27 protein-coding genes and 1 pseudogene are annotated in these 25,096 nt (G+C 54.0%); 17 read left to right on the forward strand and 11 right to left on the reverse strand.

Annotated features, from left to right (window positions below; genetic code table 11):
• Positions 1 to 4: 4 nt before the first annotated feature.
• Positions 5 to 2,161, reverse strand: a complete 2,157-nt coding sequence (locus AC8GE9_RS09705; RefSeq protein ID WP_506676963.1) for a cyanophycin synthetase — start codon at positions 2,159 to 2,161, stop codon at positions 5 to 7.
• 233 nt (positions 2,162 to 2,394) lie between these two features.
• On the opposite strand from AC8GE9_RS09705, the gene AC8GE9_RS09710 reads away from it, so the two are divergent.
• Positions 2,395 to 4,680 (forward strand): cyanophycin metabolism-associated ABC transporter, encoded by a 2,286-nt coding sequence (locus AC8GE9_RS09710; RefSeq protein ID WP_506676964.1) that lies wholly within the window; start codon positions 2,395 to 2,397, stop codon positions 4,678 to 4,680.
• Complete coding sequence (locus AC8GE9_RS09715; protein ID WP_506676965.1) at positions 4,673 to 5,137, forward strand: cyanophycin metabolism-associated DUF1854 family protein; 465 nt, start codon at positions 4,673 to 4,675, stop codon at positions 5,135 to 5,137. Before AC8GE9_RS09710 ends, AC8GE9_RS09715 begins: the two co-directional genes overlap by 8 nt.
• A 33-nt stretch (positions 5,138 to 5,170) precedes the next feature.
• Here AC8GE9_RS09715 and AC8GE9_RS09720 read toward each other — a convergent pair whose 3' ends face one another.
• Positions 5,171 to 6,166: an NADP-dependent oxidoreductase gene (locus AC8GE9_RS09720; protein ID WP_506676966.1), complete on the reverse strand. Its 996-nt coding sequence runs from the start codon at positions 6,164 to 6,166 to the stop codon at positions 5,171 to 5,173.
• Positions 6,167 to 6,309: 143 nt separating this feature from the next.
• Here AC8GE9_RS09720 and AC8GE9_RS09725 point away from each other — a divergent pair, with 143 nt between their 5' ends.
• Genes AC8GE9_RS09725 through soxA form a run of 6 tightly spaced genes read left to right on the forward strand, consistent with a single transcriptional unit; the run spans position 6,310 to position 10,974 of the window.
• Positions 6,310 to 6,756, forward strand: coding sequence for a (2Fe-2S)-binding protein (locus AC8GE9_RS09725; protein ID WP_506677145.1), 447 nt, complete (start codon positions 6,310 to 6,312; stop codon positions 6,754 to 6,756).
• 11 nt (positions 6,757 to 6,767) lie between these two features.
• The gene (locus AC8GE9_RS09730) at positions 6,768 to 8,957 is read left to right on the forward strand and encodes a xanthine dehydrogenase family protein molybdopterin-binding subunit (protein ID WP_506676967.1); all 2,190 of its coding nucleotides are present in this window, start codon (positions 6,768 to 6,770) and stop codon (positions 8,955 to 8,957) included.
• Between the two features lie 20 nt (positions 8,958 to 8,977).
• Positions 8,978 to 9,409, forward strand: a complete 432-nt coding sequence (soxX, locus tag AC8GE9_RS09735) for a sulfur oxidation c-type cytochrome SoxX (protein ID WP_506676968.1) — start codon at positions 8,978 to 8,980, stop codon at positions 9,407 to 9,409.
• Complete coding sequence (locus tag AC8GE9_RS09740) at positions 9,406 to 9,858, forward strand: SoxY-related AACIE arm protein (protein ID WP_506676969.1); 453 nt, start codon at positions 9,406 to 9,408, stop codon at positions 9,856 to 9,858. Before soxX ends, AC8GE9_RS09740 begins: the two co-directional genes overlap by 4 nt.
• A complete protein-coding gene (locus AC8GE9_RS09745) occupies positions 9,855 to 10,184 on the forward strand; it encodes a thiosulfate oxidation carrier complex protein SoxZ (RefSeq protein ID WP_506676970.1) in 330 nt (109 codons plus the stop codon). The genes AC8GE9_RS09740 and AC8GE9_RS09745 overlap by 4 nt, the downstream gene beginning before the upstream one ends.
• A 4-nt stretch (positions 10,185 to 10,188) precedes the next feature.
• Entirely contained in the window at positions 10,189 to 10,974 is a 786-nt protein-coding gene (gene soxA, locus AC8GE9_RS09750; RefSeq protein ID WP_506676971.1) for a sulfur oxidation c-type cytochrome SoxA, read from the forward strand.
• 8 nt (positions 10,975 to 10,982) lie between these two features.
• Here soxA and AC8GE9_RS09755 read toward each other — a convergent pair whose 3' ends face one another.
• The 5 genes from AC8GE9_RS09755 to AC8GE9_RS09775 all read right to left on the reverse strand — a co-directional run bounded on the left by AC8GE9_RS09755 (position 10,983) and on the right by AC8GE9_RS09775 (position 14,237).
• Positions 10,983 to 11,597: a histidine phosphatase family protein gene (locus AC8GE9_RS09755; protein ID WP_506676972.1), complete on the reverse strand. Its 615-nt coding sequence runs from the start codon at positions 11,595 to 11,597 to the stop codon at positions 10,983 to 10,985.
• Positions 11,598 to 11,628: 31 nt separating this feature from the next.
• Positions 11,629 to 12,525 carry a peptidoglycan DD-metalloendopeptidase family protein gene (locus AC8GE9_RS09760; RefSeq protein ID WP_506676973.1) on the reverse strand — a complete coding sequence of 299 codons (897 nt, stop codon included), beginning with the start codon at positions 12,523 to 12,525 and terminating at the stop codon, positions 11,629 to 11,631.
• Positions 12,522 to 13,118: a disulfide bond formation protein B gene (locus AC8GE9_RS09765; RefSeq protein WP_506676974.1), complete on the reverse strand. Its 597-nt coding sequence runs from the start codon at positions 13,116 to 13,118 to the stop codon at positions 12,522 to 12,524. Before AC8GE9_RS09765 ends, AC8GE9_RS09760 begins: the two co-directional genes overlap by 4 nt.
• An 8-nt stretch (positions 13,119 to 13,126) precedes the next feature.
• Positions 13,127 to 13,285: a DUF5993 family protein gene (locus tag AC8GE9_RS09770; RefSeq protein ID WP_506676975.1), complete on the reverse strand. Its 159-nt coding sequence runs from the start codon at positions 13,283 to 13,285 to the stop codon at positions 13,127 to 13,129.
• A 91-nt stretch (positions 13,286 to 13,376) separates the two neighbouring features.
• Positions 13,377 to 14,237 (reverse strand): MOSC domain-containing protein, encoded by an 861-nt coding sequence (locus tag AC8GE9_RS09775; protein WP_506676976.1) that lies wholly within the window; start codon positions 14,235 to 14,237, stop codon positions 13,377 to 13,379.
• Positions 14,238 to 14,307: 70 nt separating this feature from the next.
• On the opposite strand from AC8GE9_RS09775, the gene AC8GE9_RS09780 reads away from it, so the two are divergent.
• Complete coding sequence (locus AC8GE9_RS09780) at positions 14,308 to 14,790, forward strand: YajQ family cyclic di-GMP-binding protein (protein ID WP_506676977.1); 483 nt, start codon at positions 14,308 to 14,310, stop codon at positions 14,788 to 14,790.
• Here the strand turns inward: AC8GE9_RS09780 and AC8GE9_RS09785 are convergent.
• Together AC8GE9_RS09785 and AC8GE9_RS09790 are read right to left on the reverse strand one after the other, a co-directional pair.
• Positions 14,787 to 15,899, reverse strand: a complete 1,113-nt coding sequence (locus tag AC8GE9_RS09785; protein ID WP_506676978.1) for an NADH:flavin oxidoreductase/NADH oxidase — start codon at positions 15,897 to 15,899, stop codon at positions 14,787 to 14,789. The two genes, AC8GE9_RS09780 and AC8GE9_RS09785, sit on opposite strands and share 4 nt — an antisense overlap.
• Before the next feature lie 39 nt (positions 15,900 to 15,938).
• The gene (locus AC8GE9_RS09790) at positions 15,939 to 16,484 is read right to left on the reverse strand and encodes a methylated-DNA--[protein]-cysteine S-methyltransferase (protein WP_506676979.1); all 546 of its coding nucleotides are present in this window, start codon (positions 16,482 to 16,484) and stop codon (positions 15,939 to 15,941) included.
• A 169-nt stretch (positions 16,485 to 16,653) separates the two neighbouring features.
• Here AC8GE9_RS09790 and otnK point away from each other — a divergent pair, with 169 nt between their 5' ends.
• From otnK to denD, 3 genes are read left to right on the forward strand one after another with little or no spacing between them, the layout of a single operon-like run.
• Positions 16,654 to 17,940: a 3-oxo-tetronate kinase gene (gene otnK, locus AC8GE9_RS09795; protein WP_506676980.1), complete on the forward strand. Its 1,287-nt coding sequence runs from the start codon at positions 16,654 to 16,656 to the stop codon at positions 17,938 to 17,940.
• Positions 17,937 to 18,629, forward strand: coding sequence for a class II aldolase/adducin family protein (locus AC8GE9_RS09800; RefSeq protein ID WP_506676981.1), 693 nt, complete (start codon positions 17,937 to 17,939; stop codon positions 18,627 to 18,629). The genes otnK and AC8GE9_RS09800 overlap by 4 nt, the downstream gene beginning before the upstream one ends.
• A 2-nt stretch (positions 18,630 to 18,631) precedes the next feature.
• Positions 18,632 to 19,621 (forward strand): D-erythronate dehydrogenase, encoded by a 990-nt coding sequence (gene denD / locus AC8GE9_RS09805; RefSeq protein ID WP_506676982.1) that lies wholly within the window; start codon positions 18,632 to 18,634, stop codon positions 19,619 to 19,621.
• A gap of 12 nt (positions 19,622 to 19,633) precedes the next feature.
• Here denD and AC8GE9_RS09810 read toward each other — a convergent pair whose 3' ends face one another.
• Positions 19,634 to 20,434, reverse strand: coding sequence for an SDR family oxidoreductase (locus AC8GE9_RS09810; RefSeq protein ID WP_506676983.1), 801 nt, complete (start codon positions 20,432 to 20,434; stop codon positions 19,634 to 19,636).
• A 2-nt stretch (positions 20,435 to 20,436) separates the two neighbouring features.
• A pseudogene (locus AC8GE9_RS09815) lies at positions 20,437 to 21,630 on the reverse strand (CaiB/BaiF CoA transferase family protein); the annotation flags it as partial.
• 97 nt (positions 21,631 to 21,727) lie between these two features.
• On the opposite strand from AC8GE9_RS09815, the gene AC8GE9_RS09820 reads away from it, so the two are divergent.
• The 5 genes from AC8GE9_RS09820 (at position 21,728) to AC8GE9_RS09840 (ending at position 25,087) form a co-directional block, all read left to right on the forward strand.
• Entirely contained in the window at positions 21,728 to 22,216 is a 489-nt protein-coding gene (locus AC8GE9_RS09820) for a GNAT family N-acetyltransferase (RefSeq protein ID WP_506676984.1), read from the forward strand.
• 10 nt (positions 22,217 to 22,226) lie between these two features.
• Positions 22,227 to 22,607 carry a thiol-disulfide oxidoreductase DCC family protein gene (locus AC8GE9_RS09825; protein WP_506676985.1) on the forward strand — a complete coding sequence of 127 codons (381 nt, stop codon included), beginning with the start codon at positions 22,227 to 22,229 and terminating at the stop codon, positions 22,605 to 22,607.
• A 114-nt stretch (positions 22,608 to 22,721) separates the two neighbouring features.
• Positions 22,722 to 23,423 (forward strand): GTP cyclohydrolase I, encoded by a 702-nt coding sequence (gene folE / locus AC8GE9_RS09830; protein ID WP_506676986.1) that lies wholly within the window; start codon positions 22,722 to 22,724, stop codon positions 23,421 to 23,423.
• Between the two features lie 2 nt (positions 23,424 to 23,425).
• Positions 23,426 to 23,851, forward strand: a complete 426-nt coding sequence (locus tag AC8GE9_RS09835; protein ID WP_506676987.1) for a BLUF domain-containing protein — start codon at positions 23,426 to 23,428, stop codon at positions 23,849 to 23,851.
• Between the two features lie 21 nt (positions 23,852 to 23,872).
• Positions 23,873 to 25,087, forward strand: coding sequence for an MFS transporter (locus tag AC8GE9_RS09840; protein ID WP_506676988.1), 1,215 nt, complete (start codon positions 23,873 to 23,875; stop codon positions 25,085 to 25,087).
• The last annotated feature ends 9 nt before the right edge of the window (positions 25,088 to 25,096 follow it).

The raw sequence follows: 25,096 nt of genomic DNA on the forward strand, positions 1-25,096 counted from the left end.
ATATTTATGGTGATTCGAATGAGATTAAACCCGCCTCGATGAGCTCGGGTGTCACGCCGAGCGCCCAGGCGGCGGCCGCCGCAGCCAAAAGGCTGGTGAACTGCTCGTGGCGGGGACCTGCTTGCGTCATCGGAATTGAGGCGATTGTGCAGAGATTTCGACGCAAAGAGCCTTCGGCCAAGATGAGTTGTCCGTGCTCGATAAACACGGCGCGATGGCCTTGTGCAACGTGGCTGGTGAGGCTCGCGAGGTTGGCCTGACGGCTAAAAAGCGTGACGGCGCCGTCGCAGAACTGAGCGAGTTCCATGACGCGCGTATCTTCGGCGTTCAGTATGGCCATGCCATGAGGCAAAACAACATCCATCTGCGTTCGATAAATATTAACGAGATCGTTTTCATCAGAAATTTCGTAGGCCGCTAAGTCCTCGGTCCAGTCTACGTTCGTGATGATGCCGACTTCGCAGCGTTCGTAGGCAAGGCCTTCGGTGAGTATTTGTTTGCAGCCGTTTTCGATAATGACAGCCTCGACTTCACGGTTGAGCAAGACGCGCCGGCCATTGGCATGATCCGCGCAGTTGCCAGCACGAAGCCTTCGGCGATTGACAAACAAACCTTCACTACACGCGAGTCCGCTATTCCAGCCATGAAGTGTGAGTAGTCTACAGAGCAGTTTGCTGGTGAGCGTTTTACCACTTGTGCCTGTGATGCCTACCACCGGCACTCTGGCCATATCTCCGGGTGGAAAGGTATAGCCAACGATGTCTTGACCGACTTGACGCGCCTTGCCCAAGGCTGGCTTGAGATGCATCAGGAGGCCGGGGCCGGCATTGACTTCGACAATAGCGCCTTGTTGTGCCGCAAGAGGGGCTGAGATGTTCTCGGCGACGAGGTCGATCCCTGCGATATCCAAGCCAACTATGCGAGCTGCCGTGCAGGCAATAGCGGCGATATCGGGATGTACCTCTTCGGTACAGTCAAAGGCCACATTGCCGTTGCGCTGAATAGTGATCTCTCTGCCTTTGTCCGGAATGTCCTCGGCGACGAAACCTTGTCTGGCGATTTCCAATACGACAGCAGCGTCGAGACGCACATAGTTAAGAGGTTGATCTTCTTCGTGCCCTCTGCGGGGATCCGCATTAAGTTGGGTGTCGATCAGGGCGCGAATGCTCTGTTGGCCGTCACCCGTGATGACGGCGTTTTGCCCCTTGGCGGCGGCGATGAGTTTGCCGCCCACAACCAGCAGACGATGTTCATTGCCGCGAATAAATTGTTCGACGATGACGCTCGAGCCTTCTTCGATCGCGACCGAGTAGGCCTTGTTTATTTCGTCTTGCGATGTCAAATTGGTAAAGACACCGCGGCCGTGATTGCCGTCGCTTGGCTTGACAACAACAGGCAGACCGAGTTCCTGAGCGGCCTCCCATGCGTCTTGAGCACTGTGTACTTCACGCCCGATCGGGACCGGAACACCACAGGCTTGGAGTAAGCTTTTAGTGAGATCTTTGTCGCGGGAGATGGTCTCTGCGATCGCGCCAGTATTGTCGGTTTCGGCCGTCCAGATGCGGCGTTGATTGACGCCGTAGCCAAGTTGCAACAAATTTCCCGCACTGAGCCTGATCGCAGGAATGTCGCGGTCATCCGCGGCATCGACGATGCACGCAGTGCTTGGGCCCAGGCAATAACGCTGTCGCAGGTCATGGAGTGTCTGGATCATCTCCTCCACATCGACAGCTTGATTGTCGACTGCGCGCAGTATCAATGTGCGTGCGAAACGCATCGCTTGTCGCGTGACGAACTCGTGCCAGGCGCGCACCACGACTTTATAAAGACCTGGCTTGGAGGTTGCCTTGGTCTGCCCAAAACCGCCAGACATGCCAGCGCGCTGTTGCAATACAAGGGTGAGATGTTCAAGCAGGTGAGGGGACCAAATGCCTGCTGTGAGTAAAGAAGGGGTGTCCTTGGATGCTTCGATCCCTGGTCCGGGGTGAACCAAGGCCGGTAAAGTCTGACAAATTCGGGTGTAAGCATCCCGCAACGTTGAAGCAGGCAGTGCCTGAAGTCCATCAAACTGCATCCATGCCTCGATGACGGGACGGTATGTCCATATATTCGGTCCGCGCAAGTGGATGCTGCGCAGAGTCGAGATGTCACATGTGCTCATAAGAAACAGGTCGGCTGAAAAGACTTTGTTGCGATGCACAATGGCGTGCATGTGTCATTATCGCAGCAAAAAGGTGGTTTGGTAGCATCGGTCTTGGACGAGGTCAGATATCCGAGCCATATGATCGTTATACTTGCGAAGTGAACAGCATATCGAGTCAGCCAAATTTTCTCCATGAACAGCTTTCTGTTGCAGTCGGCTTTTCTGACTGACGAGCCCCTTCTGCCGCAGCAATGACAACTCTCTCAACACCTGAGACCAAACTCAGCCCAACAATGCCCAGCGACTGGTCGGTCGCATTAACGGCGTTGCTTGAGCCTGGGGAGCAGGTTCTTGCCTGGCTTGAGCCAGACTTGGACGAGCATTTGTTTTTTGCCTCGGGTGCGGTGGTGTTGTCTACGCATCGCATCTTTTCAAGAGCGCCCGGGACAACCGACTGGCTTGTTTGGAATGTCTCAACGTCCCAGTCATTGCAGCATCGTGATCACGCCGGTGTTGGAGCGCTTGAGCTCTTTGCCGGAACGACGCGATTGGGTATCTGGCGCCATACGTTGGGGATCGTTCCTGCTGTCGCGCGCATGATTGAACTGTTCGGTCATTTGCAAAAAAAGTTGCGTGATCCCGATGCTGAAATCGTCGTCGATGAGGCTTCCTGTGCTGCATGCGGGACCCCCTTCGCACCCGATCAGGATGAGTGTGCCGTTTGCGATGCTGCGCCAAAGGGGCCGAGCGACACATGGGCCTTGCTGCGTCTAGCGCGCTTTGCCCGGCCTTACCGCTTTCCACTACTGGTCGGTATGTTGCTGACCTTGATGTCGACGGCTGCTTCGCTGGTGCCGCCTTACCTCACGATGCCCTTAATGGACGACATTCTGATTCCTTTTCAGAATGGTAAGCCCATTGACTATGACCTCGTGACGTTTTATCTGACAGGTTTGGTCGTGGCGGCTCTGCTTGCCTGGTTGCTCGGTTGGGCGCGTACATATTTGTTGTCTTGGGTGAGCGAGAGAATCGGCGCGGATTTACGTACGACAACATTCAATCACTTACAAACCTTATCGTTGCAATTTTTTGGAGGCAAGCGTACGGGCGATCTGATGGCCAGGCTTGGGAGCGAAACGGATCGCATCAATATCTTCTTGTCTTTGCATTTTCTGGATTTCGTCAACGATGTATTGATGATTGTGATGACGGCCGTCATCTTGTTGTCCATCGATCCTTGGCTGGCCGTGACGACCTTGGTGCCTTTGCCTATCATCATCTGGATGATTCATTTGGTGCGTGACCGCTTACGGTTTGGGTTTGAAAAAGTAGATCGTTCTTGGAGTGAGTTGACCAACGTCTTGGCAGACACGATTCCCGGGATCCGAGTAGTCAAGGCTTTTGCCCAGGAAAAACGCGAGGTCGCACGTTTTCGCGAAGCCAATGATCGCTATCTCGGTGTCAACGATCGGATCAATAAAATTTGGGCGCTTTTCGCACCGACTGTGACTTTTTTGACTGAAATTGGCCTGTTGGTGGTCTGGATTTTTGGCATCATGCAAGTCGCTTCCAGCGCGATCAGTGTGGGCGTACTGGCTGCTTTTCTAGCCTACATTGGTCGGTTTTATACACGCCTTGACTCCATGAGTCGTATCGTCACCTATACGCAACAGGCGGCGGCGGGTGCGAAGCGCATTTTTGATATTTTGGACCATGTTTCAAGCGTACCTGACGCGCAACGTCCCATTCCGATTGTGCGGATGGAAGGGCGGATAGAGCTGCGCAATGTAGGCTTTCGTTACGGCAGTCGGACCGTGTTGCGCGAAGTGAATTTGAATATTAGGGCTGGTGAAATGATTGGCCTAGTCGGACATAGCGGCTCGGGTAAAAGCTCGCTCGTCAATTTGATTTGTCGTTTTTACGATGTCACCGAAGGAGGCATTCGCGTCGACGGTGTCGACATTCGCTCCTATTCTCTGAACTCTTTTCGAAGCAATATTGGTTTGGTGCTGCAAGAGCCATTTTTGTTTTTTGGCACGATTGCTGAAAATATCGCCTATGGCAAACCTGGCGCGTCACGCGAAGAAGTGATCGCAGCGGCGCGCGCGGCGCGGGCGCACGAGTTCATCTTGAGGCTCCCGCAAGGCTATGACTCCTTGGTGGGTGAGCGTGGTCAGGCGCTCTCGGGCGGTGAACGTCAACGTATTTCAATTGCGCGTGCGTTGCTGATCGACCCACGGATCCTGATTCTCGACGAAGCGACCTCCTCGGTCGACACCACAACAGAAATGGAAATTCAGGAGGCCTTGGACAACTTGATTCAGGGCCGTACGACGATTGCGATTGCACACCGACTCAGTACACTTCGTAAAGCAGATCGTCTTGTGGTGTTAGATCGTGGTCAGGTTGTGGAGATCGGTAACCACGAGGATTTGTTAGCCCGTGGTGGTGCTTATCATGCGCTTTACGAGGCACAGACTCGGCAGGTTGATGCCGAAGCACCGCTGCCAACGCCTAGCGAGACTAACAATGGATGATTTTCAACTGACTCGCAACCTCGCTGGACGCTTAGTGTTGCGTCTGTTCGATGGAACGATGCATGAAGGTGTCACTCCGGTGCGTGCTTTTCCTGTTCAGTCGCCTCTAGAGTTTGTGGCGTTGATGAGTACCGAGGGTAAAGAGGTGCTCTGGATTGATCGTCTGGCAGATGTACCGGAGGATGTACGCATGCTGATTCACGAGGAGATTGCTTCGCGTGAGGTGATGCCGGTGATTCAGCAACTTTTAAAAGTGTCAACGTACTCCACCCCAAGTAACTGGGAAGTCATGACGGATCGTGGCGCGACAAAATTTGTGCTTAAAGGCGAAGAGGACATTCGCCGTCTCAGTGGTGGGACGCTCATCATCACGGATAGCCACGGCTTACGTTTTTATGTGCCTGACATGCAGCAACTCGACAAGCATAGTCGCCGTATTATGGATCGCTTTCTCTAGGCTCTGTCACGCGCCTCGTTGATCTCAGCGCGTTTATCTCAATTTAATCAGCTGCTTGCCAAAATTTTCACCTTTGAGCAGACCGACGAAGGCTTGCGGTGCATTGGCTAAACCATCTGTCACGGACTCGCGAAATTTAAGTTTCCCCTGGACAACCAAGTTGTAAAGATTTTCTCTGATGCCAGGCCAGGTTTCGAGCTTGTCCGAAACGATAAATCCCTGCACACGAATACGATTGATCAAAATGGAACGCAGCGTGCGATAAGCGTGCGGTTCACGATTGAACTCGGAGACCATGCCACACAGGGCGATACGCGAACCGACATTCATATGCGTGAGGATCCTTTCAAAAATCGCGCCACCTACGTTCTCAAACAAGCAATCGATGCCCGCTGGCAACGCGGCAGCAAGTTTGTCGGCAAAGTCTGCGGCACGATGATCGACACAAACATCAAAGCCGAGCTCTTGCGTGACATAACGACATTTTTCTGCCCCGCCGGCAATACCCACCACACGACATCCTTGAAGTTTGGCGAGCTGACCCACGACGCTCCCCACTGCACCTGAGGCCGCATCCACCACCACGGTTTCGCCCTCCCGGGGCTCGCAGATATTGATGAGCCCAGTCCATGCCGTGATACCTGGCATGCCAAGAACACCTAGATAAGCTGAAGGGCTGACCCTGTCGGTCTTGATAGGGGTGACTACGTTTGCATCCATCGCGGCGAATAACTGCCAGCCGGATGCAGCCAGGACGGTATCCCCGACACGGAATGCAGGAGCGTTGGAGGCGATGACTTCGCCGACGGCACCTCCGACCATGACGTCGCCTATATTGACGCTACGAGCATAAGACTTCGCCTCTGAGATCCTGCCTCGCATATAGGGGTCCAGTGACAGCCATTGGTTCTGAATGAGCACTTGTCCTGGTCCAGGGGAGGGTATTTCTGCCTCCTGAAAGCGAAAGTTAGCAGGCGACACCCAACCCTCGGGTCGGCTAGCGAGAACGACTTGCTGGTTCATCATCATAGCGATATGTTCCGTGAAATATAGGGTATGCACTAGGCACTATTCATGCCCGTGGAGTAGTAACTTTATACCTTGAGAATGATGAATTCGTCGCAACTCGTTTCGAGATAATTAAACACCGTACTGGGAGCACCCAAATGGCTATAAAACTCACTGTTAATGGCACACCGCACAGCATTGATGTGGATCCAAATACCCCTTTGTTATGGGCGATCCGCGAGCAGGTAGGCCTCACTGGCACCAAATATGGCTGCGGCGTCGCGCAGTGCGGAGCCTGTACTGTGATGCTCGAGGGCCAAGCGATTCGCTCTTGCGTCATTCCTGTGAGTGCCGCTGCAGGTAAAAGCGTCCAGACGATCGAAGGACTTGCTAAAGACGGCAAGCTGACAAAACTGCAACAGGCTTGGATTGATCATCAGGTCCCTCAGTGCGGTTTCTGTCAGTCAGGCATGTTGATGGCTGCGACAGATTTGCTGGCTAAAAAACCAAAGCCCACCGATGCTGACATCGATGCGGCGATGACGAATATTTGTCGTTGCGGAAGTTTCCAAGAAGTTCGCGCCGCGATTCACTCAGTTGCTAAAGCTTAAGGGGTCCTAACATGAATGCACGCGTCCCAAATCCATCCCGCAGACACTTTATCGTCGGCACGACTGCCGTCAGTACCGGTCTGGCCCTGGGCTTGCAGTTTCCCTTTAGTAGCCTGGCACAGTCTGCAGGCGCCACACCTGAGATTGGTGTTTGGGTGGTGATCAAGCCCGATGAAAAAGTCATCGTGCGCGTGGTCCGCTCCGAAATGGGCCAAGGCACCATCACTGGGCTCGCGCAAATGGTGGCCGAAGAACTCGAATGCAATTGGAAAAATGTCACCATCGAGTATCCGACACCTGGCGAAAGTCTCAAGCGTAAAAATCCTTGGGGCTCGTTTTCAACAGGTGGTAGCCGTGGTATCCGCACCTCCGAACAGTATGTTCGTCAAGGCGGTGCCGCAGCACGCATCATGCTGGTCCAGGCCGCTGCCGACGGTTGGAAAGTGCCAATAGGCGAGTGCCAGGTTGCCGAAGGCGTCATTACCCACAAGCCGACAGGCCGCACAACGACCTATGGCAAGGTTGCCGATGCTGCCTCCAAGATCGCGGTACCAAAAGATATCCCGCTTAAGGATCCGAAAGACTGGAAACTGATCGGTAAGTCCGTACCTCGTATCGATACTTTCGAGGACAAGGTGACCGGCAAGCAGGTCTATGGTATGGATTTGGTCCTGCCAGGTATGTTGGTCGCGACGATTAATGAGTGCCCTGTGTTTGGTGGCAAAGTCAAAAGTTTTGACGCCAACAAAGTGATGGGAATGAAGGGCGTCAAAAAAGTCGTCCAGGTCGGTGATACTGCCGTGGCTGTTGTCGCGGATACCTTTTGGGTCGCCAAGACGGCGATGGATGCCGTGCCAATCGTCTGGGACGAGGGTCCAAATGCCAAGGTTTCAAGCGCTTCTATTGCTGCGATGCTCAAAGAAGGTCTGACAGCTGAACAGGCCTTTGTGGGTAATCAGCGCGGCGACACCAAGGCCGCCCTTGCAGGTGCTGCCAAAAAGATCGAGTCAACCTATTTTTATCCATTCTTGAACCATGCACCCATGGAAGTCATGAATGCAACCGCCAAGTGGACACCAGAGCGCTGCGAAGCCTGGGTGCCGACTCAGGACGGTGAAGCCTCCTTGGCGGCGGTCATTGCGGCTTCGGGTTTATCTGCGGACAAGTGCGATGTTTACAAAATCAACTTGGGCGGCGGTTTTGGTCGTCGTGGTGCGTTCCAGGATTACACCACTCAGGCTGTCAATATTGCCAAGCAAATGCCAGGTGTGCCGATCAAACTGATCTGGACGCGCGAAGAGGATATGACGCAAGGTCGTTACCATCCCGTCATGATGTGCAAACTGACGGGTGCGTTCGATGCCAACAAGAACTTGACGGGCATTCATATGCGTTTGTCGGGTCAATCTATTCTCGCGGCTGTGCGTCCTGCGATCGTTGAAAAGGACAAGGGTCGTGATGCGCTGGTCTTCCAGGGCGTGATGGATGGCGGTGAGCATGGGATCAGCTACGAATTTCCTAATCAGCTGATTGATCATGCCATGCGCAATACCCATGTGCCGCCTGGTTTTTGGCGCGGCGTGAACGTCAACCAAAACGCGATTTTTATTGAATGTTTCATGGATGAGCTGGCCGAAGAAGCTGGCATGGATCCTGTTGAGTTCCGTAGAAAGTACATGGCGAAATATCCACGCAATCTGGTCGCACTCAACGCCGTGGCGGACGGGATTGGTTGGACCAAGCCTGCGCCCAAGGGCGTTCATCGCGGGATTGCCCAGATGATGTCGTTTGGTAGCTATGTGGCGGCAGCTTGCGAGTTGTCAGTCACAGACGGTAACAAGGTCAAGATCCATCGAATCGTGGCCTCAACGGATTGTGGTTATGCCGTGAACCCTGCTCAAATCGAACGCCAAGTATCTGGATCTTTCGTGTACGGATTGTCTGCACTGTTCGAAGAGGAGTGCACGATCAAAGACGGACGCGTCGAGCAAAAGAACTTCGATACGTTTGGTTCAATTCGTCTGGGGCAGATGCCTAAAGTCGAAACCATTATCATCCAAGGCGGCGGTAAGGCTTGGGGTGGGATCGGCGAGCCAACGATCGCGGTTGCCGCACCCGCTGTGCTAAATGCGATTTATCGCGCCACCGGCAAGCGTCTGCGCGATGTACCTTTGAAGAAAAGTGGTTTTGTCTTGGTATGACGCTAGGAGTGATAAATTGGTTGCTAGCAGCATGTTTTGTGTTGACGGCACCAACGATCACTCTGGCTCAACAGGTCGATAAAAAAGTCACTGAAGGGGAGGTCATTGTTGACTCCCTGTCTGGCGCCTCCGGTGATCCTGCGCGGGGGCGTTTGATTGTCTTGAGTCGTCAGAGCGGTTTGTGTATTTTGTGTCATAGCGGACCTTTCCCCGAAGAACGTTTTCAGGGAAATCTGGCGCCTGATCTGGCAATAAGCGCGGCGAGACTTTCAGCCGAGCAACTGCGGGCGCGTATTGTTGATGCGAGTCGCTTTAATCCAAACACGATCATGCCACCGTATTTTCAAAAGAATCACGGTTCTCGGGTTGCGCCTCAGTTCGCGGACAAGACCATTCTGACCGCGCAGGAAATCGAGGACGTCGTGGCATTTTTAGTGAGCTTAAAACCATGAGCACAAGTCGTAGAAGTTTTATCGTGGCACTCGGGTCGGTGAGTATCGTGCCTTGGTTAAATGCCCAGGCGACGACGAGCGAGGCCGTCGAGACCATCAAAAAGATCGTCGGTCAAGCCGATCCTCGCGTGGGTCGAGTCACGCTAGAGATCGCGCCACTTGTTGAAAACGGCAATTTGGTGCCAATGACCGTCTCGGTGGAAAGTCCGATGACATCGGCGGACTTCGTGAAAGTCATTCACATCATTTCTGAGAAAAATCCGCTACCCAATATTGTCAGTTTTAATTTCGGAGCGCGCGCGGGTCGTGCTCAAGTCAGTACAAGGATTCGATTATTGACATCGCAACGCCTGTGGGCGATCGCTGAAATGAATGATGGATCGTTCTGGCAAGGCCATGCGGATACAGTGGTCACCCTTGCGGCCTGTACGGAGGATGTACTGATATGAGCAAAACCTCCCGCACCGTCGTTTCGATGCCCAAGACTGCGACAAAGGGCGAGATCGTTCCGATTCGCGTGATCGTGCAGCACGATATGGAATCAGGTTTTAGGCACACCGAGCGCGGCGTGCGCGTGGAGCGTGACATCATTCGCGATTTTGTATGTATCTATGATGGTGTGGAAGTCTTTCGCGCTGAGTTACATCCCGCGATGGGTGCGAACCCCACCTTTAGTTTTTTTACGATGGCGACGCAAACCGGCAGACTCGAGTTCAAATGGACGGGTGACAACGGCTACGCCTCCAGTGTGACAAGTACGCTTACGGTGACATGATCTCGTGAGAGCGTTTTCTTGTTGCGCGCTTTTCTTTTGGTTTGTCGCGCACATCTCCTGGGCACAAACATCGACGGTTTCAGAGGCTCCTCAAGCCAAGCGACAATCGAGCTACGCATTGATGTCGCCTGAGACGCGTGCGATGCAGGATGACGAGACCCTCAATCCTGCGACATTCTGGGTGTTAGATGGACAGACATTATGGAGTGCGCCAGCAGGAAAAAAAAATGTTTCGTGCGCGCAATGCCATGGTGATGCCTCTGCCTCGATGAAAGGTGTAGCAGCAAGCTTTCCTAAGGTCGTTCATCACCAGCTATTGAGTCTCGAAGGACAGATCAATATGTGCCGCGAGACCAAGCAGCAAGCTGCGCCGCTCGCGATGGAAAGCAAGCCCTTATTGTCTTTGGCGACGTTTATCGGCCACGCCTCCAAAGGCATGCCCATCACGGTGGCGCGTTCGCCGCTCAACGCGCAAGACCTCGACGCCGGACAACGACTCTATGAGCAACGGATCGGGCAGCTCAACTTGTCCTGCGCCCAATGTCATTCGGAGCGTGCTGGACTCAAGCTTGGCGGTAATTTGATCCCCGAGGCGCATCCTACTGGGTATCCGATTTACCGGCTTGAATGGCAAACCGTGGGGTCGTTGCAACGCCGTCTGCGCAACTGCATGACAGGTGTGCGCGCCGAGCCTTACGCCTTGGGTTCTAAAGAGCTGGCACAGCTTGAGCTGTTTCTGATGTGGCGCGCGCGCGGCATGCCGCTCGAGACGCCAGGCGTGAGACCCTAGGCCCGTCTCTAGCCGCCAGAGAGGCTGTGAGTGTCTTCTGCAAGTCCAGTGCCCTGCAAATGGATCGTGCAGTTCACCAACTCGGCGCGGTGAGGCGCCTCTGCGCTGATGGCCGTGAAGGCGGTATTGCCGATGCGCTCAGGGATCGTATGCTCGCCGAGTGCGATATTATTTTCTAGCAACGCGCGAATCACTAGACCATGACAGACCACAATAAGCGAACCCTCGAGAGAGGCTCTCAATTGCGCGGCATAAGCCAGGGCTTCTGTGACCCTCTGATGAAAGGCCTCCATCGATTCGCCGTTAGGGGGCGCCTCGATCATTTCCATGGCGTTAAAACTCAAGGTGTCGTAGGGTCGCCCTCTCAAGTCTCCGAAGTTGCGCTCCCAAAGCAGTGAGGTACTGATCGGGGTGAGTCCGGTGCTGTTTCCAATGGCTTGTGCGGTTTGCCAGGCACGTGGCATATCGCTTGCGAGAATGGCCGCAGGCTTGAGCGCGCGAATGCGTTCTGCGACGCGTTCGGCTTGTGCATGCCCTCGGGGCGCGAGCGGTGTATCCGCGGGTTGAATGGTGCGTGCTGCGTTGAGCAGTGTTTCGCCGTGGCGGATCAGGATAATTGACATGGTGCTCCCTTTGAGCCGGTCTTGTAGTGATTTAAGGCGTAAACATACCGATAAAAATAGCCGGATCGACCCGCACATCATTGAGGCTGACATTCCAGTGTAAATGTGCGCCCGTGACGCGTCCTGTCGCACCGACCTGCCCTAGGACTTGACCGCGGGCGATGGACTCCCCGGGTTTGACACCGATGACGGAGAGGTGGCAGAACATACTGATCATCCCCTGACCGTGATCGATAAAAACGGTTTTACCGTTAAAAAAATAATCTCCGACCAAAATGACACGACCTGCGGCCGGGGCCTGGACGGGGGTACCTGTCGGGACGGCGAAATCGAGTCCAGAATGGGGCGCACGTGGCTGATCATTAAAAAATCGTTTGAGACCAAAGGGACTCGACAAAGGACCTTTAACAGGACGGTCCAGCAGCAGATTGCTCGGTAATCGTGCGCTGAATTGCTGATAGGCGTCGTCTTGAAGTTTTTTCTCACGCTCAAATCTCGCCAGGTCCTCGGGACTGAGGTCGACGTGCTTGTTTGTTTTGAGTGTAATGCGTTGTTCCCGATATTTTTTGTCACGGATCGGAAATGTTTGGGTCGTTTTTTTTGCGCCGAGCGTGACCTCAAGCACTTGCGGCTCAAGAGCAGCAGTCAGCGCAATACCCACAATCGCGACCCATTGACCCTCATCTGTTTGGGTCACGAGCACGGGTTTGTTTTGATAACGCGCAGTAGGCGCCTTGTCCTGTCTTTTAGGCACTCCGACGATGTCGATGACGGCAACCCCACCGGGGACAGGTTGATGTAGAGTCTTGAGTTGCGCTACCGTGTAAAGCGTTGCGCTCGTTGGAGCCGATACGATGAGTATTGCGAGTGTCATGAGCGCGAAAAAAAGACGCCGCGCGTAATCTTGAGAAAAGTGAAGGAAACTCAAAACTCAAACTTCCAGAGATATTCGGTCGGGTTATCTGGGCAGGAACCAAACTGACAGACCATGAGTGCGCTGATGAGGTTGGCGAGAGTAATGAGCAAAAAGAGACCCATCAAGAGTATGGCAATACGCGCATTTGCTTGAGTACGATTAGAGAGTTGTACGCGCGGCGTCGAGAGTTGATTTCTGTCGATGCATAGCATCACGGCGCAAAACACCAGCATCATGACAAAAGAAACAAAGGCCCAGGTATAAAAGTGCAAGCCAAAAAGCGTTGAGCCGTAGCCCGCGTCACCGGGCTCGATATGCAAGAGAACCTGACGCACGGAGGCCGTCGCCCCTCCAAGCGCGGAGGCAAGGACGATGGCATAGTGCACGGCGGAGGGGCCAAAGCGAACGTTGAGCATGATGCCAATACCGGCCAGCGTGAGGGCGATGCGCTGCAGTTGGCAGAGCGGACAGGGCAATTCGTTAAAAACGACCTGCCAATAAAACGCCATCAGCAGCGAGGTGCAAACGCCTAGCAAAGCCAGGGCGTTGAACCAGAACGAGATCCCTTGGCCGTTTACACTGTGTGTGCGACTTGAATAGTCCATGACCGACCTCAGAAAGAAAGATTGAGTTTGTCTGTCATGTGGTACTGCAACCACACCAGAAAGATGATAAAGGTCACACCCCAGCCAATGATGGCAGGTATTCTCTCGCCGCGTATCGTGAGGACGATTGCGACGAGTGCGGTTAAAAAAGGTAGCATCATGATCATGGGTGTCGCATCCTAGAAGGGCTGTGCGTAAAGCAAGCGAGACAAGCTTAACATTGTGTGGCACCTTGCAAGATGACGAGGCGCAGATCAGTCAAATAGCCAGCTGCGCTTCAAAAGGTTGACCGACGCGAATCATTTGTCCTTCACCTGTCAAAACAATGCCATTCATACCGAAACAGATCGCATCGTGCATCCGAGATAAGCGGCGGTAGGCGGAAAGTGTTTCCATGACTTCGGGCGAACTTGTCGCGGTATAGGGATCGATATTGGGAATGGGGCAGCGTCCACAGGGCTTGACCAGTTTGAGGTCGATCAGTCCGCTCGCGGTATGGAGCATCATGTTGGCGAGTTCGTCCTCGGCGTGCGCGTCTAGGCCTTCGAGCACGAGATTGGGCCGAAAGCGCAACATATCAACCGGTTCATGGCTGTGTTCCATGAGTCGCTCATTCAACACCTCTAAAGCGTGTTGCGTCACAACAAGAAGCGCAAAGCCATCGCTAAACATATTGTGCGCCACGATGTCACCGGTCCATTCTCTCTGGGAGGTCCGGCTTGACGTTGGAGAAAACCGAATCAAGCGATAGTGTTTGCCTGGCACAGCTAAAAAAGCATCGAGCCACGCCGCGACTTCGTCTCCCATGTCGTCGCCGATCAGAGTGTCACGCCAAACGGTGACTTGTCTGGAGGTGCCCGCGGTACTGAGAGGTATCCTGACCTCTGCATGTTCGGGGGCGCTCAGATATAAAGCGTCTGTAGTCAGTCGGGGCGAGATCCAAACCATGTGTGGAATCTGGCGCTGAGTCACAAACGCACCGTCTTGGTCGACGATCATCCATTCACGGTCATAGGAAAGCCCCGTTTTGTATAGGATGGCTTCTGAAACTTCGATACCCGCACAAGACTTCACTGGGTATATAAACATCTGGCTGATGACGCCAGTACAGTCTGCCATGCTGGTCTTCCTGCGTATCTGTAGTCGTTGTATTCTAAAATGAACTTCTTACTTTTGTCAGGATTTCGTTATGCCTTCTTTTGATGTGGTTTCTGAAGTCGATAAACATGAGTTGACTAACGCCTTGGATCAAGCCAATCGCGAGCTCTCGACCCGTTTTGATTTCAAGGGTACGGACGCTAAATTTGAGCTTGAGGGTTTTGTCGTGACCCAGGTCGCCTCGAGCGCCTTTCAGCTCAAGCAGATGCTGGATATTTTGCGCAGTCGCCTGAGCGCGCGCGGGATCGATGTTCGCTCGATGGATATCGCGGACCCCCTAGAAAATTTGGGAGGCGCACGTCAAAAAATTACGATCAAGCAGGGTATAGAGCAGCCGATCTCTAAAAAACTGATTGCGGCCATGAAAGAGGCCAAACTCAAGGTCGAGTCGCAAATCACAGGTGAAAAATTACGCGTGACAGGTAAAAAACGCGACGACCTCCAAGAGGCCATCGCGTTGCTGAAAAAAGTGGATGTCCCGCTGCCGCTTCAGTTCAATAATTTCCGGGATTAACGTCCACCCGTTTTTGCATCACCAAACAGCGTGGTCAAACCGCGAGGCTGTGAACGCCAGTATTGCTTGGGTGCCTGAATCGAGGCACCCAATTCGGCTGCAGCGTGCCAAGGCCATCGCGGGTCATACAACATGCCGCGTGCCAGTGCGACCATATCGGCTTCGCCGCTTGCGATGATGTCCTCGGCTTCTTTGGCCGCGGTGATCAGCCCCACCGTCATCGTGGGTAGCCCCGTTCCTTTTTTAATGGTGGTCGCCAGAGGCACCTGATATTTTGGACCTAAAGGGATTTTTTGCTGGTGGGAAACTCCGCCGCTCGACACATCGATAAAGTCGCAGCCGCGGGCTTTCAACATATTGCAAAACTCAACGCTTTCTTCTGGGGTCCAGCCACCCTCGGCCCAGTCTGTCGCTGAGATGCGGATCCCTAAGCTGATTGTTTTGGGGGTGATGGCACGTACTGCATCGAATACCTCGAGCGGAAAGCGCATGCGGTTGGCCAGCGAGCCACCGTACTCGTCGGTTCGCTGGTTGGCGATCGGAGATAAAAACTGGTGCAAGAGATAACCGTGCGCACTGTGTAATTCGATACCATCGAAACCGATGCGAAGGGCGCGTTTGGCTGAATCGACAAACGCCTCGCGAATACGGGCCAGACCTGCCTTGTCAAGCGCCAGCGGGGGTGTTTCCGTTGGCAGTTGAGGGAGGGCGGAGGGGCCGACCGATTGCCAGCCTCCGTCCTTGAGCGCAATCAGTTGGCCACCTTCCCAGGGGCGGGCGCTAGAGCCCTTGCGACCCGAGTGCGCCAGCTGAATCATGATGGGCATTGACGCGTATTGCCGCACCACGTCAATCGTCTTTTTGAGGGCGGCTTCTGTTTCGTCAGAGTACAAACCCACGCACCCGTGGGTAATGCGGCCGATGTCTTCTACCGCCGTGGCTTCGATAATGAGCAGGCCAGCGCCTGACAAGGCCATGTGTCCGAGGTGAATCGTATGCCAGTCGGTGGTTTTGCCCTCTTGCGCGGAGTATTGGCACATCGGGGCGATCACGATGCGATTGGGTAGTTCAAGAGGACCGATATTGGTAGGCGTAAACAGCTGACTCATGTGTCTGTGTCCTTGTCTTTGTAAAATTGTGGCCAAATGCTAACGGGCGGCGTTCGAGTCTGCAAGTTGGCGGGCTTCCCAGGCCAGCATCTGCGCTTTTCGCTCGGCCCCCCAGCGGTATTGGCCGGATTCGCCCGACGCGCGAATCACGCGGTGGCAAGGCACGACATAGGCGAGCTGATTCGCGGCTAGGGCGGTTCCGACCGCGCGTGCGGCACCGGGATGACCGAGCGCTTCGGCGAGCTCGCCATAGGTACGGACGTGTCCCAAGGGGATCTCTTGCAGCCCTTGCCAGACTTTGAGCTGGAAAGGGCTGCCATTTAACACGAGCTTAAGTCTGGTATCAGGCTCGCCTGGCTCGCCAAACGGCTCTTGCTTGAAAGCCTGTTCAAGCAGCTCGCGCGCGTGCGAATCGGCGCGCTGTAACGTACACCCTGAATACTGTCGTGCCAAGATTTCCCTAGCCTCAGGATCGTCCGCTTGCAGCAGATGTAAGAGCACAATGCCTTGCGCGTTCCAGCCAATCAATCCCGGACCGAAAGGCGTCGGCGCTTGACCATAATAAATCGTGGCGACTTTAGGCATGATGACCGAAGCCTCTATAAAAAAAGGGCTAACCCATAAAAAAGTGCTAACCCATGAATCGGGTTTCATGGCAGTGTAGTAGGTCTGGTCTCCAAGCGAAACCCTCTGTGCGCAGGCTTATAATTTAACGACCAACCAGATGGTTGGGCGATCTTCGGATGGGTCAATCATGAAGCAGGTGTTGTTAGGGTGCATTGCCGATGACTTTACCGGCGCTACCGACTTAGCGAACAATTTGGTGCGGGCGGGAATGCGTGTCCTGCAAACAATCGGAGTGCCTGAGACAGCTGTGGACGCAGAGGTCGACGCCGTTGTGGTGTCTCTCAAAAGCCGCACGACCGCCCCCGCTGAAGCGGTCGCGCAGTCTTTAAAAGCCTGTGCCTGGCTGCGTGCACAAGGCGCCCGTCAAATTTATTTCAAGTACTGCTCAACCTTCGACTCGACAGCGCAGGGCAATATTGGTCCGGTCATCGATGCGCTGATGGACGCGTTAAAGACGGATTTTACAATCGCCACGCCCGCCTTTCCCGATGTTGGTCGTACCGTCTTCAAAGGCCATTTGTTTGTGGGCGATGTACTGCTCAGTGAGAGTGGCATGCAAAACCATCCGTTGACGCCGATGAAGGATCCCAATTTGTCGCGGGTGCTCGCGCCACAAACCAGGCATACCGTTGGTTTGATTGATTATGCTGTGGTCGCACAGGGAGCCGACGCCATTCGTACACGCATCGCTGCGTTGCGCCAACAGGGCATAGGGATCGCGATTGTCGATGCAATCAGCAATGCCGATTTGTATCGCTTGGCTCCAGCTTTAGCTGACATGCCTCTTGTGACGGCAGGCTCAGGGGTAGCGATCGGTTTGCCCACCAACTTTTCGATCGAGCCCAATTCTCAAGCGGCTGCGTTACCGCCTGTTTCTGGTGCCAAGGCGATTCTGTCCGGCAGTTGTTCGCGTGCCACCAATGCGCAGGTGGCTCATTTTGTCGCACAAGGCGGGGCCAGTTATGCGCTCGATCCCTTGCGCTTGGCCAAGGGGGCTGAGGCGCTTGATGCCGCGGCACAACAAGCTCTTGCGTGGGCGCGACCCAAATTAGGCGAGCAGCCGATCCTGATCTATTCAACAGCGGCGCCTGAGGTGTTGCAAGTGGTGCAGGGGCGTCTCGGGGTCGAGCAGGCAGGTCAGATGGTCGAAGCCGTTCTCGCCAAGATCGCTCAGGGTCTGATCGAAGCAGGTGTCGGACAGCTCATTGTCGCCGGTGGTGAGACCTCTGGCGCCGTGGTACAAGCCTTGGGCATGACGCAACTACAAATCGGGTCCCAGATCGACCCGGGAGTGCCTTGGTGCGCGGGGCGCGCACAGGCCTCGGGTCAACTGCTGCATATCGCCTTGAAGTCGGGTAATTTTGGTCGCGAAGAGTTTTTCACCCATGCATTTAAACGGATGACGCCTCAATGAGTACCTCGCGACAGAACACCGAGGCTCACTTACGCGAAGAGGTGTGTCGCGCCGGACGTAGCTTGTTTGAACGCGGTTATGTGCATGGCACCACAGGAAATATCAGTGTCAAACTACCGGGTGATGAGGGCGGTTTTTTGATTACCCCGACGGATGCTTGCCTCGGATTTCTCGAGCCAGAAAAACTGGCGCTGGTCGACGCGCAGGGAGAACAGCGCTCTGGCGAACGCGCCAGTAAAACCTTGACTTTGCATCGCCGAATTTATCAACATGCTCCCGAGGCCAGTTGTGTCATTCATACACACTCCTCTTGGTTAGTGGATTTGACGCTTAGAGGGGTCTGGCGCGAGCAAGACATCGTACCGCCATTGACGCCTTATTTCGTCATGAAAGTCGGGCATGTGCCGCTCGTTCCTTACTTCCGGCCGGGGGATGTCCGGGTGGCCGAGCATGTTGCGCAGTTGATCGACACGCATCGTCAACGCGGACTGATATTGCGAGCGGTGATGTGCGATCGCTTGGGGCCTCAGGTATGGGGGTCAAGCACCACAGCGACCATGGCAGTGCTCGAAGAGCTCGAGGAGACTGCACGGCTCTGGCTGCGCAGTTTAAATAGTGGTCATCCAGTCGCGCCTCTGTCAGAGGATGCGATCGAGGAATTACGTCAACACTTTAAGGCGTCCTGGTAAAAATGAATATTTTGATCACTGGTGGTGCAGGTTTTTTAGGTACCTTGCTCGCAAGCGAGCTTTTAAAGCGTGATGGGCTGCGAGGCCTGTCCTTGTCAAACTTGACCTTGACCGATCTGGTTGCACCGTCCCGTCAGGCACTGACGAGCCATCCTAAAGTGCGCATCGACACAGGCGATTTGCTTCTGCGCCTCCCTGACTTGCTTCGCAAGAACTACGATGCGGTTTTTCATTTGGCCTCGGCCGTCTCAGGCGAGTGCGAGACGGATTTTGAATTGGGGTTGCGCTCCAATCTTGAGGCGACACGCGCGTTGCTCGAAGGCTTACGTGCGCAGCACGCACGCTCAGGCCAGGCGCCGTTGTTGTTCTTCGCAAGCTCAGTGGCGGTGTTCGGTTCAGACTCGGCGATCCCGTTGCCGGCTGTCGTCACCGATACGACCTTGCCGACACCGCAATCTAGTTATGGCATCCACAAGTTCATCTGTGAGCAGTTGATTGCCGACTACACGCGAAAGGGCTATATCGATGGGCGGGTCGCTCGACTGATGACCGTCTCGGTCCGTCCCGGTCGTCCTAACGGTGCGGCCTCCAGTTTTCTATCCGGGATCGTGCGCGAGCCCCTCGCGGGTATCGCAACGCGTTGTCCCGTCAGTCTCGACACGGCAGTCGCACTGTCTTCGCCTCTGACCTCCATCGCGGGTGTGCTCGCGGTGGCGGAGGCTTCGCGTGAGGCCTTTGGCGGTCGAACTGCACTGAATTTGCCCGCATTGACGGTGACGGTCGGTGAGATGTTGCAGGCTTTGCGTGAGGTGGCAGGCGAGCAAGTCGCCGCCCTCGTCACAGTCGAACCCGATGAACAAATCAAACGCATTGTGGGAGGTTGGCCTGCACGCTTTGATTGCCAACGCACCCACCGCTTTGGTCTTAAGGCCGACGCATCCTACCAGGACATCATCAGACAATATCTTGAGATGATGCGGACCTTAAAGTAGCCTAAAAGTGGCCTACACCACGACGGGATGTGCCGCGCCATCCATGGTGATCACCGTGCCTGTGACATAGCTTGCACGGTTAGAGGCGAGATAGACCACGGTATCGGCAACCTCCTCGGGGCTCGCGAGTCTGCCCATCGGGACTTGAGAGGTCATGCGTTTGAGGACCTCTTCGGGACTGATGTTCTCGTGATCGGCATTGACTTTCAGTCCTTCAATCAGGCGGTCGGTGAGTGTGCCTGAGGGGTTGACGGCATTAATGCGCACGCCTTTAGGTCCATAAGCGACCGCCAGTCCAGCGGTGGTGAGCATCAGTGCCGCATTGGCGCTACCGCCCGCGATATGCACGGTACTGGGTACCTTGCCCCCTGCGCCAACGACATTCACAATCACCCCTTCGCCACGCGCACCCATACGTTTGATCACTGGATCAATCATATTGATATAAGTAAAAAACTTGGCATCCATGGCTTCGCGAAAAAACGCGGGTGAGAGGTTGTCTGCCGGCGTGCGTTTAGCTGCACCCGCAGAGTTGACTAAGATATCGAGTGCTCCAAAGGCTTGTTCAGCTTCATCAAGCGCGCGCTCGGCAGAGTCCGCTTTCTGGAGTTCTGCAGAAAATAAAGCGATGCGCTCTTGACTACCGGGGACTTGTGTCGACAGCAGTTTTTTTGCTTTCTCAAGGTTGACTGGGTCGCGCGAGACCAAGCTGACCTTGCAGCCTTCTTCGAGAAACACCTTGGCGCAAGCTAGACCAATGCCTCTGCTGCCACCCGTGATCAACACGTGCTTGTTGGTGAGGTTTAATTCCATGTGACGACTCCGTTGTCTTTGAGGGCTGAGATTTCTTCTTGGGTGTAACCAATGCTTTGTAAAAGCGCAATCGTATCGGCGCCAATTTTAGGGGGGGCTTTGCGAACCTGCAGGCGCTCACCCTCAAGCGCAATCGGTAGCAGGGCGACGCGGGTTTCTATTTCACGCCCAGCGCCGGTATTGTCGGCAGCGATGGTGACGGGCGCGAGACCGCCTGTGGCGAGTAGATGTGGATCGTCAAACAAGTCATGGGGGCGCGTAATCGGCGCATAAGGTAGACCACATTGCTCGAAACGTGTGCTGAGTTCTTTTGCACTCAGTGCTCCAAATCTTTCACGCAAGATTGGGATGAGCCAGCTACGTGCTTTGACGCGATCATTATTCGTCACCAGTCTGTCGTCTGCCTTGAGGTCATCAAAGCCGAACTCTTTACACAAGATAGCCCACTGGGTATCGCTGACAGCTGATAAAAATATTTGCTCACCATCCTTGACGGTAAATACATCGTAGACGGCCCAGGCGCTGAGGCGGTTGGGCATTGGATTAGCAGGCACGCCTGTCACGGCAAATTGCATCATGTGTTGCGCCACTAAAAAGACATTGTTTTCAAACAAGGCGCTCGCGACCTCTTGACCTTTGCCAGTGCGATGCCGTTTTTGTAGCGAAGCCAAAACACCGATCGCACCAAACATGCCACCCATGATGTCATTGACGCTCGAACCCGCGCGCAAAGGCTGTCCGACAGGACCTGTCATGTAGGCGAGTCCGCCCATCATCTGCACCACTTCGTCGAGTGCCGTACGGTGTTCATACGGTCCAGGCAAAAAGCCTTTGTGCGACACATAAATCAGAGCAGGGTTAAGTTTGGAGAGCGCCTCATAGCCAAAGCCAAGTTTCTCCATCGTGCCGCTTTTGAAATTCTCGCTAAACACGTCTGCGGAACCAAGTAGTTTTAGGACGATTTCCTTGCCTGCTGGGTGTTTGACGTCGACCGCGATGCTTTTCTTATTGCGGTTAAACATCGGGAAAAAACCTGAGCCTGAGCCCAGTAGTTTGCGCGTGTTGTCACCCGCAAGCGGTTCGACTTTGATCACCTCGGCGCCTAGATCTCCTAGGATCATCCCACAGGTCGGGCCCATGACCATATGTGTAAATTCAACAACGCGAATGCCTTCAAGGGGCAGGGAGTCGGACATCGTGTACCTTCGATTTGGGTCTGCAAACGAGTTGTTATACCATCGGACATGGGGCGACAGGCGCGTGAGCTTGTGCCAGGCTTGAGGAGCGATTTTCATGCAGTGCAACATTGTCGTAAAAGTCGTGAATTTTCTTGACCCGGGTGACCGTCAGGCCCTCCTAGCCATGCTTGACATGTATGCCAGAGACCCCATGGGGGGCGGCGAGCCTTTACCTGAGGACACCCAAATACGTTTATGTGACGATTTGGCTAAGTTTTCTGGAGCGATCAGTTGGCTCGCGTTCAAGGACGGTAAGCCTGTCGGGTTGTTAAATGCCTTGCCTGGATACTCGACCTTTAAAGCCCGCCCTCTGCTCAATGTGCACGATATTGCCGTGGACCCAGATCATCGCGGCCAAGGCGTCGGCCAGGCGCTTTTGACGGCGCTGGAGGCGTATGCGCGCGCTTCAGGGTGTTGCAAGGTGACGCTTGAGGTCTTGAGCGGCAACACCCAAGCACAGCGCACCTATCAAAGGTTTGGCTTCGAGCAATATTCCCTTAGTGCGTTAACAGGTCAGGCGCTCTTCATGCAGAAGTGGTTGTAGAGTGGTCTTTATGGACAACGCCCTTGTAAAAGCAAATAATCAAGTGACTGTGTATTTTGATGGCGCCTGTCCGCTGTGTCGGCGTGAAATCGGCTTTTATAAAAACAGCGCAGGTTCGGATCAGATCCTTTGGCAGGACGTCAGTCGCGTTTCTGACGGACAAGTGGCCGGCGATTTGAGTTGCCAGCAAGCGATGGCGCGTTTTCATGTGCGGGGCGCTGATGGCAGCCTCAAAAGCGGAGCGGCTGCCTTTGTCGAGCTCTGGCTGAGTCTAAAATATTGGCGTTGGTTCGGGCGCTTGTTTGCGCACCCACCCGGAATATGGTTTTTGGAAAAATGTTATCTTGGGTTTCTTCGCATTCGCCCAGCGATACAGCGTCGAATTAAGTAGTACTTAGCCCACTAGTCCTTATCGTTAGTGCTTGAGCTAGGTAGTGCTTAAGTTAGTCTTTTATTTTGAGTTTCCACATTACAAGACACTCACACCACGATTACACTGACTCTTATGAATCTTAAAGACCAAGACGCAGGCATACCCATTTCGGTATCCATCCGCAATCGCTTGAAAATAGCTCGCAAGCGCTTTCATGCCAATGACAATATTTCCGACTTTATCGAGCCTGGCGAACTTGCCCTGTTGCTCGACGAGGTCGAAGGCAAAATGAAGGGTGTATTGGAAAGTCTGGTGATTGACACCGTATCCGATCACAACACCAATGACACCGCGCGACGCGTGGCCAAAATGTACCTCCAAGAGGTGTTCGGCGGACGTTATCGTCCCCAGCCAGCGATTACAGAGTTTCCCAACGTCGAGCATCTGAGCGAATTGATGATCGTCGGACCGATCACCGTGCGCAGCGCGTGTAGCCATCACTTTTGTCCTGTGATCGGCAAGGTTTGGATTGGCATCATGCCCAACGAGCACACTAACGTGATTGGCCTCTCCAAATACGTCCGCCTCGCCGAATGGATCATGAGCCGTCCCCAGATCCAAGAAGAAGCGGTGGTCCAGCTCGCCGATTTGATTCAAGAAAAAACCCAGCCTGATGGCTTGGCTGTGGTCATGAGCGCGACGCACTTTTGTATGTCCTGGCGCGGTGTCAAGGACATGGATAGCCGTATGATCAACTCAGTGATGCGAGGGGCCTTTCTAAAGGATCCTAATTTGCGTCGTGAGTTCCTGTCCTTGATTCCTCGAGAGGTATAGCCATGTTGGTACGTTTGTTATATGTCAGCCGTGCAGTGGATCTAAAAGAGAACGAAGAGACGGACTCAATTTTAGACTCTTCGCGTCAGCACAATATTGCCAACGGGATTACCGGCATTCTTTGTTATGGCGGGGGAATTTACCTGCAGGCCATCGAAGGCGGGCGCAAGCAAGTCAATGAGTTATATAGTCACATTGTTGGTGACGTACGTCACAAAGACGTCGTGTTGCTCTACTATGAAGAGATCACTGAAAGACGTTTTGGTGGCTGGACCATGGGCAAGGTCAATCTTTCCAAACTCAACACCTCAATTGTTCTCAAGTACTCTGAAAAGCCTGAGTTGGATCCTTATTCCGTTTCTGGGGTCGTTTCACTCGCCCTCCTCGAAGAGTTAATGTTGACAGCCTCCATTATTGGTCGCGCCTAAACCCCAAGGAATTCAAATCAAATGAGCGCAACCGACACCACCTCACCTTCACAAGACCACCCTTTGGCTGTTCGGTTGTTGCTCAATGTGGGACATGGTTTGGATCACATGTTCTTGTTGATTTTTGCAGCCTCGGTTGGGGTCATTGCGATCGATTTTGGCTTCGACAGCTGGGAGGACCTCATGCCTTATGGTGTCGGTGCTTTCGTGCTGTTTGGTTTGGGCTCAATTCCCTCTGGTCGCCTTGGTGACCTATGGGGACGCCGTCGCATGATGATAGTATTTTTTGTCGGGATTGGAGTGTCTACACTGATCGCTGCCTTGAGCCAAAACGCCTGGCAGCTTGCCATAGCGCTGACGCTGGTGGGGGCATTCGCCTCTATTTATCACCCTGTCGGTATTCCTTTATTGGTGCAAAAGTCAGTCAATCCTGGCTACACCATTGGCATCAATGGTCTGGCGGGCAATTTAGGTTTGGCTTTAGCGGCTGTCGTGAGCGGATTTTTAATCCAATGGCTAGGGTGGCGCGCAGCTTTTGCAATTCCAGCCGTGTTGTCAATTGGTTGCGGCGTGTGGTTTGCGTATATTTGTCCGCCCGAGTCAGAGGCGCCGGCCAAGCGTAAAACGTCCGCCAAGGTCAAGTTTCCACCTGCCTTGATTGCACGGGTGTTGGCTGTCATGACAGTGAGCGCTGCGACTGGAAGTGTGTTGTTCAACTTTACAACCAATGGCAATGGCCAGCTGTTGCTCGAACGCTTTAAAGGGATCGTCGAGGATCCTGCGACGCTCGGAATCATGTTAGCCATCATCTACGTCGTGGCATCGCTTACGCAGGTGGTCGTTGGGAAATTGCTCGATCGCTTTGCTATCCGTCCGATTTTTCTTGGGATTGTGTTGTTGCAGATCCCGCTCTTCTTACTCGCTTCGCATGCACAGGGCTGGTGGCTGTTTGCGGCGTTACTCGGCGTGATGGTGTTTATTTTTGGTGCTGTACCTTTCGTCGACGTGATGGTGGTGCGCTATGTTGATGATCGCATGCGTTCACGGGTGGCGGGTATTCGCTTGGCCGTCTCGCTGGGGCTGAGTTCGATTGCTGTGTGGGCGCTCGGCCCTGCGGTCAAGAGTTTCGGTTTTGATGTGATGTTGTTAGTGATGGCTGGTTTTGCAACATGTACCGCTTTAGTGGTGATGTTGCTCCCGAGCGAGTCCAGCCCGTCTAATACACAGATTTCCTGATATAGGGGG

This window comes from Zwartia lucis (assembly GCF_965234455.1).
In the GTDB taxonomy this organism is placed as follows: Bacteria; Pseudomonadota; Gammaproteobacteria; order Burkholderiales; family Burkholderiaceae_B; genus Zwartia; species Zwartia lucis.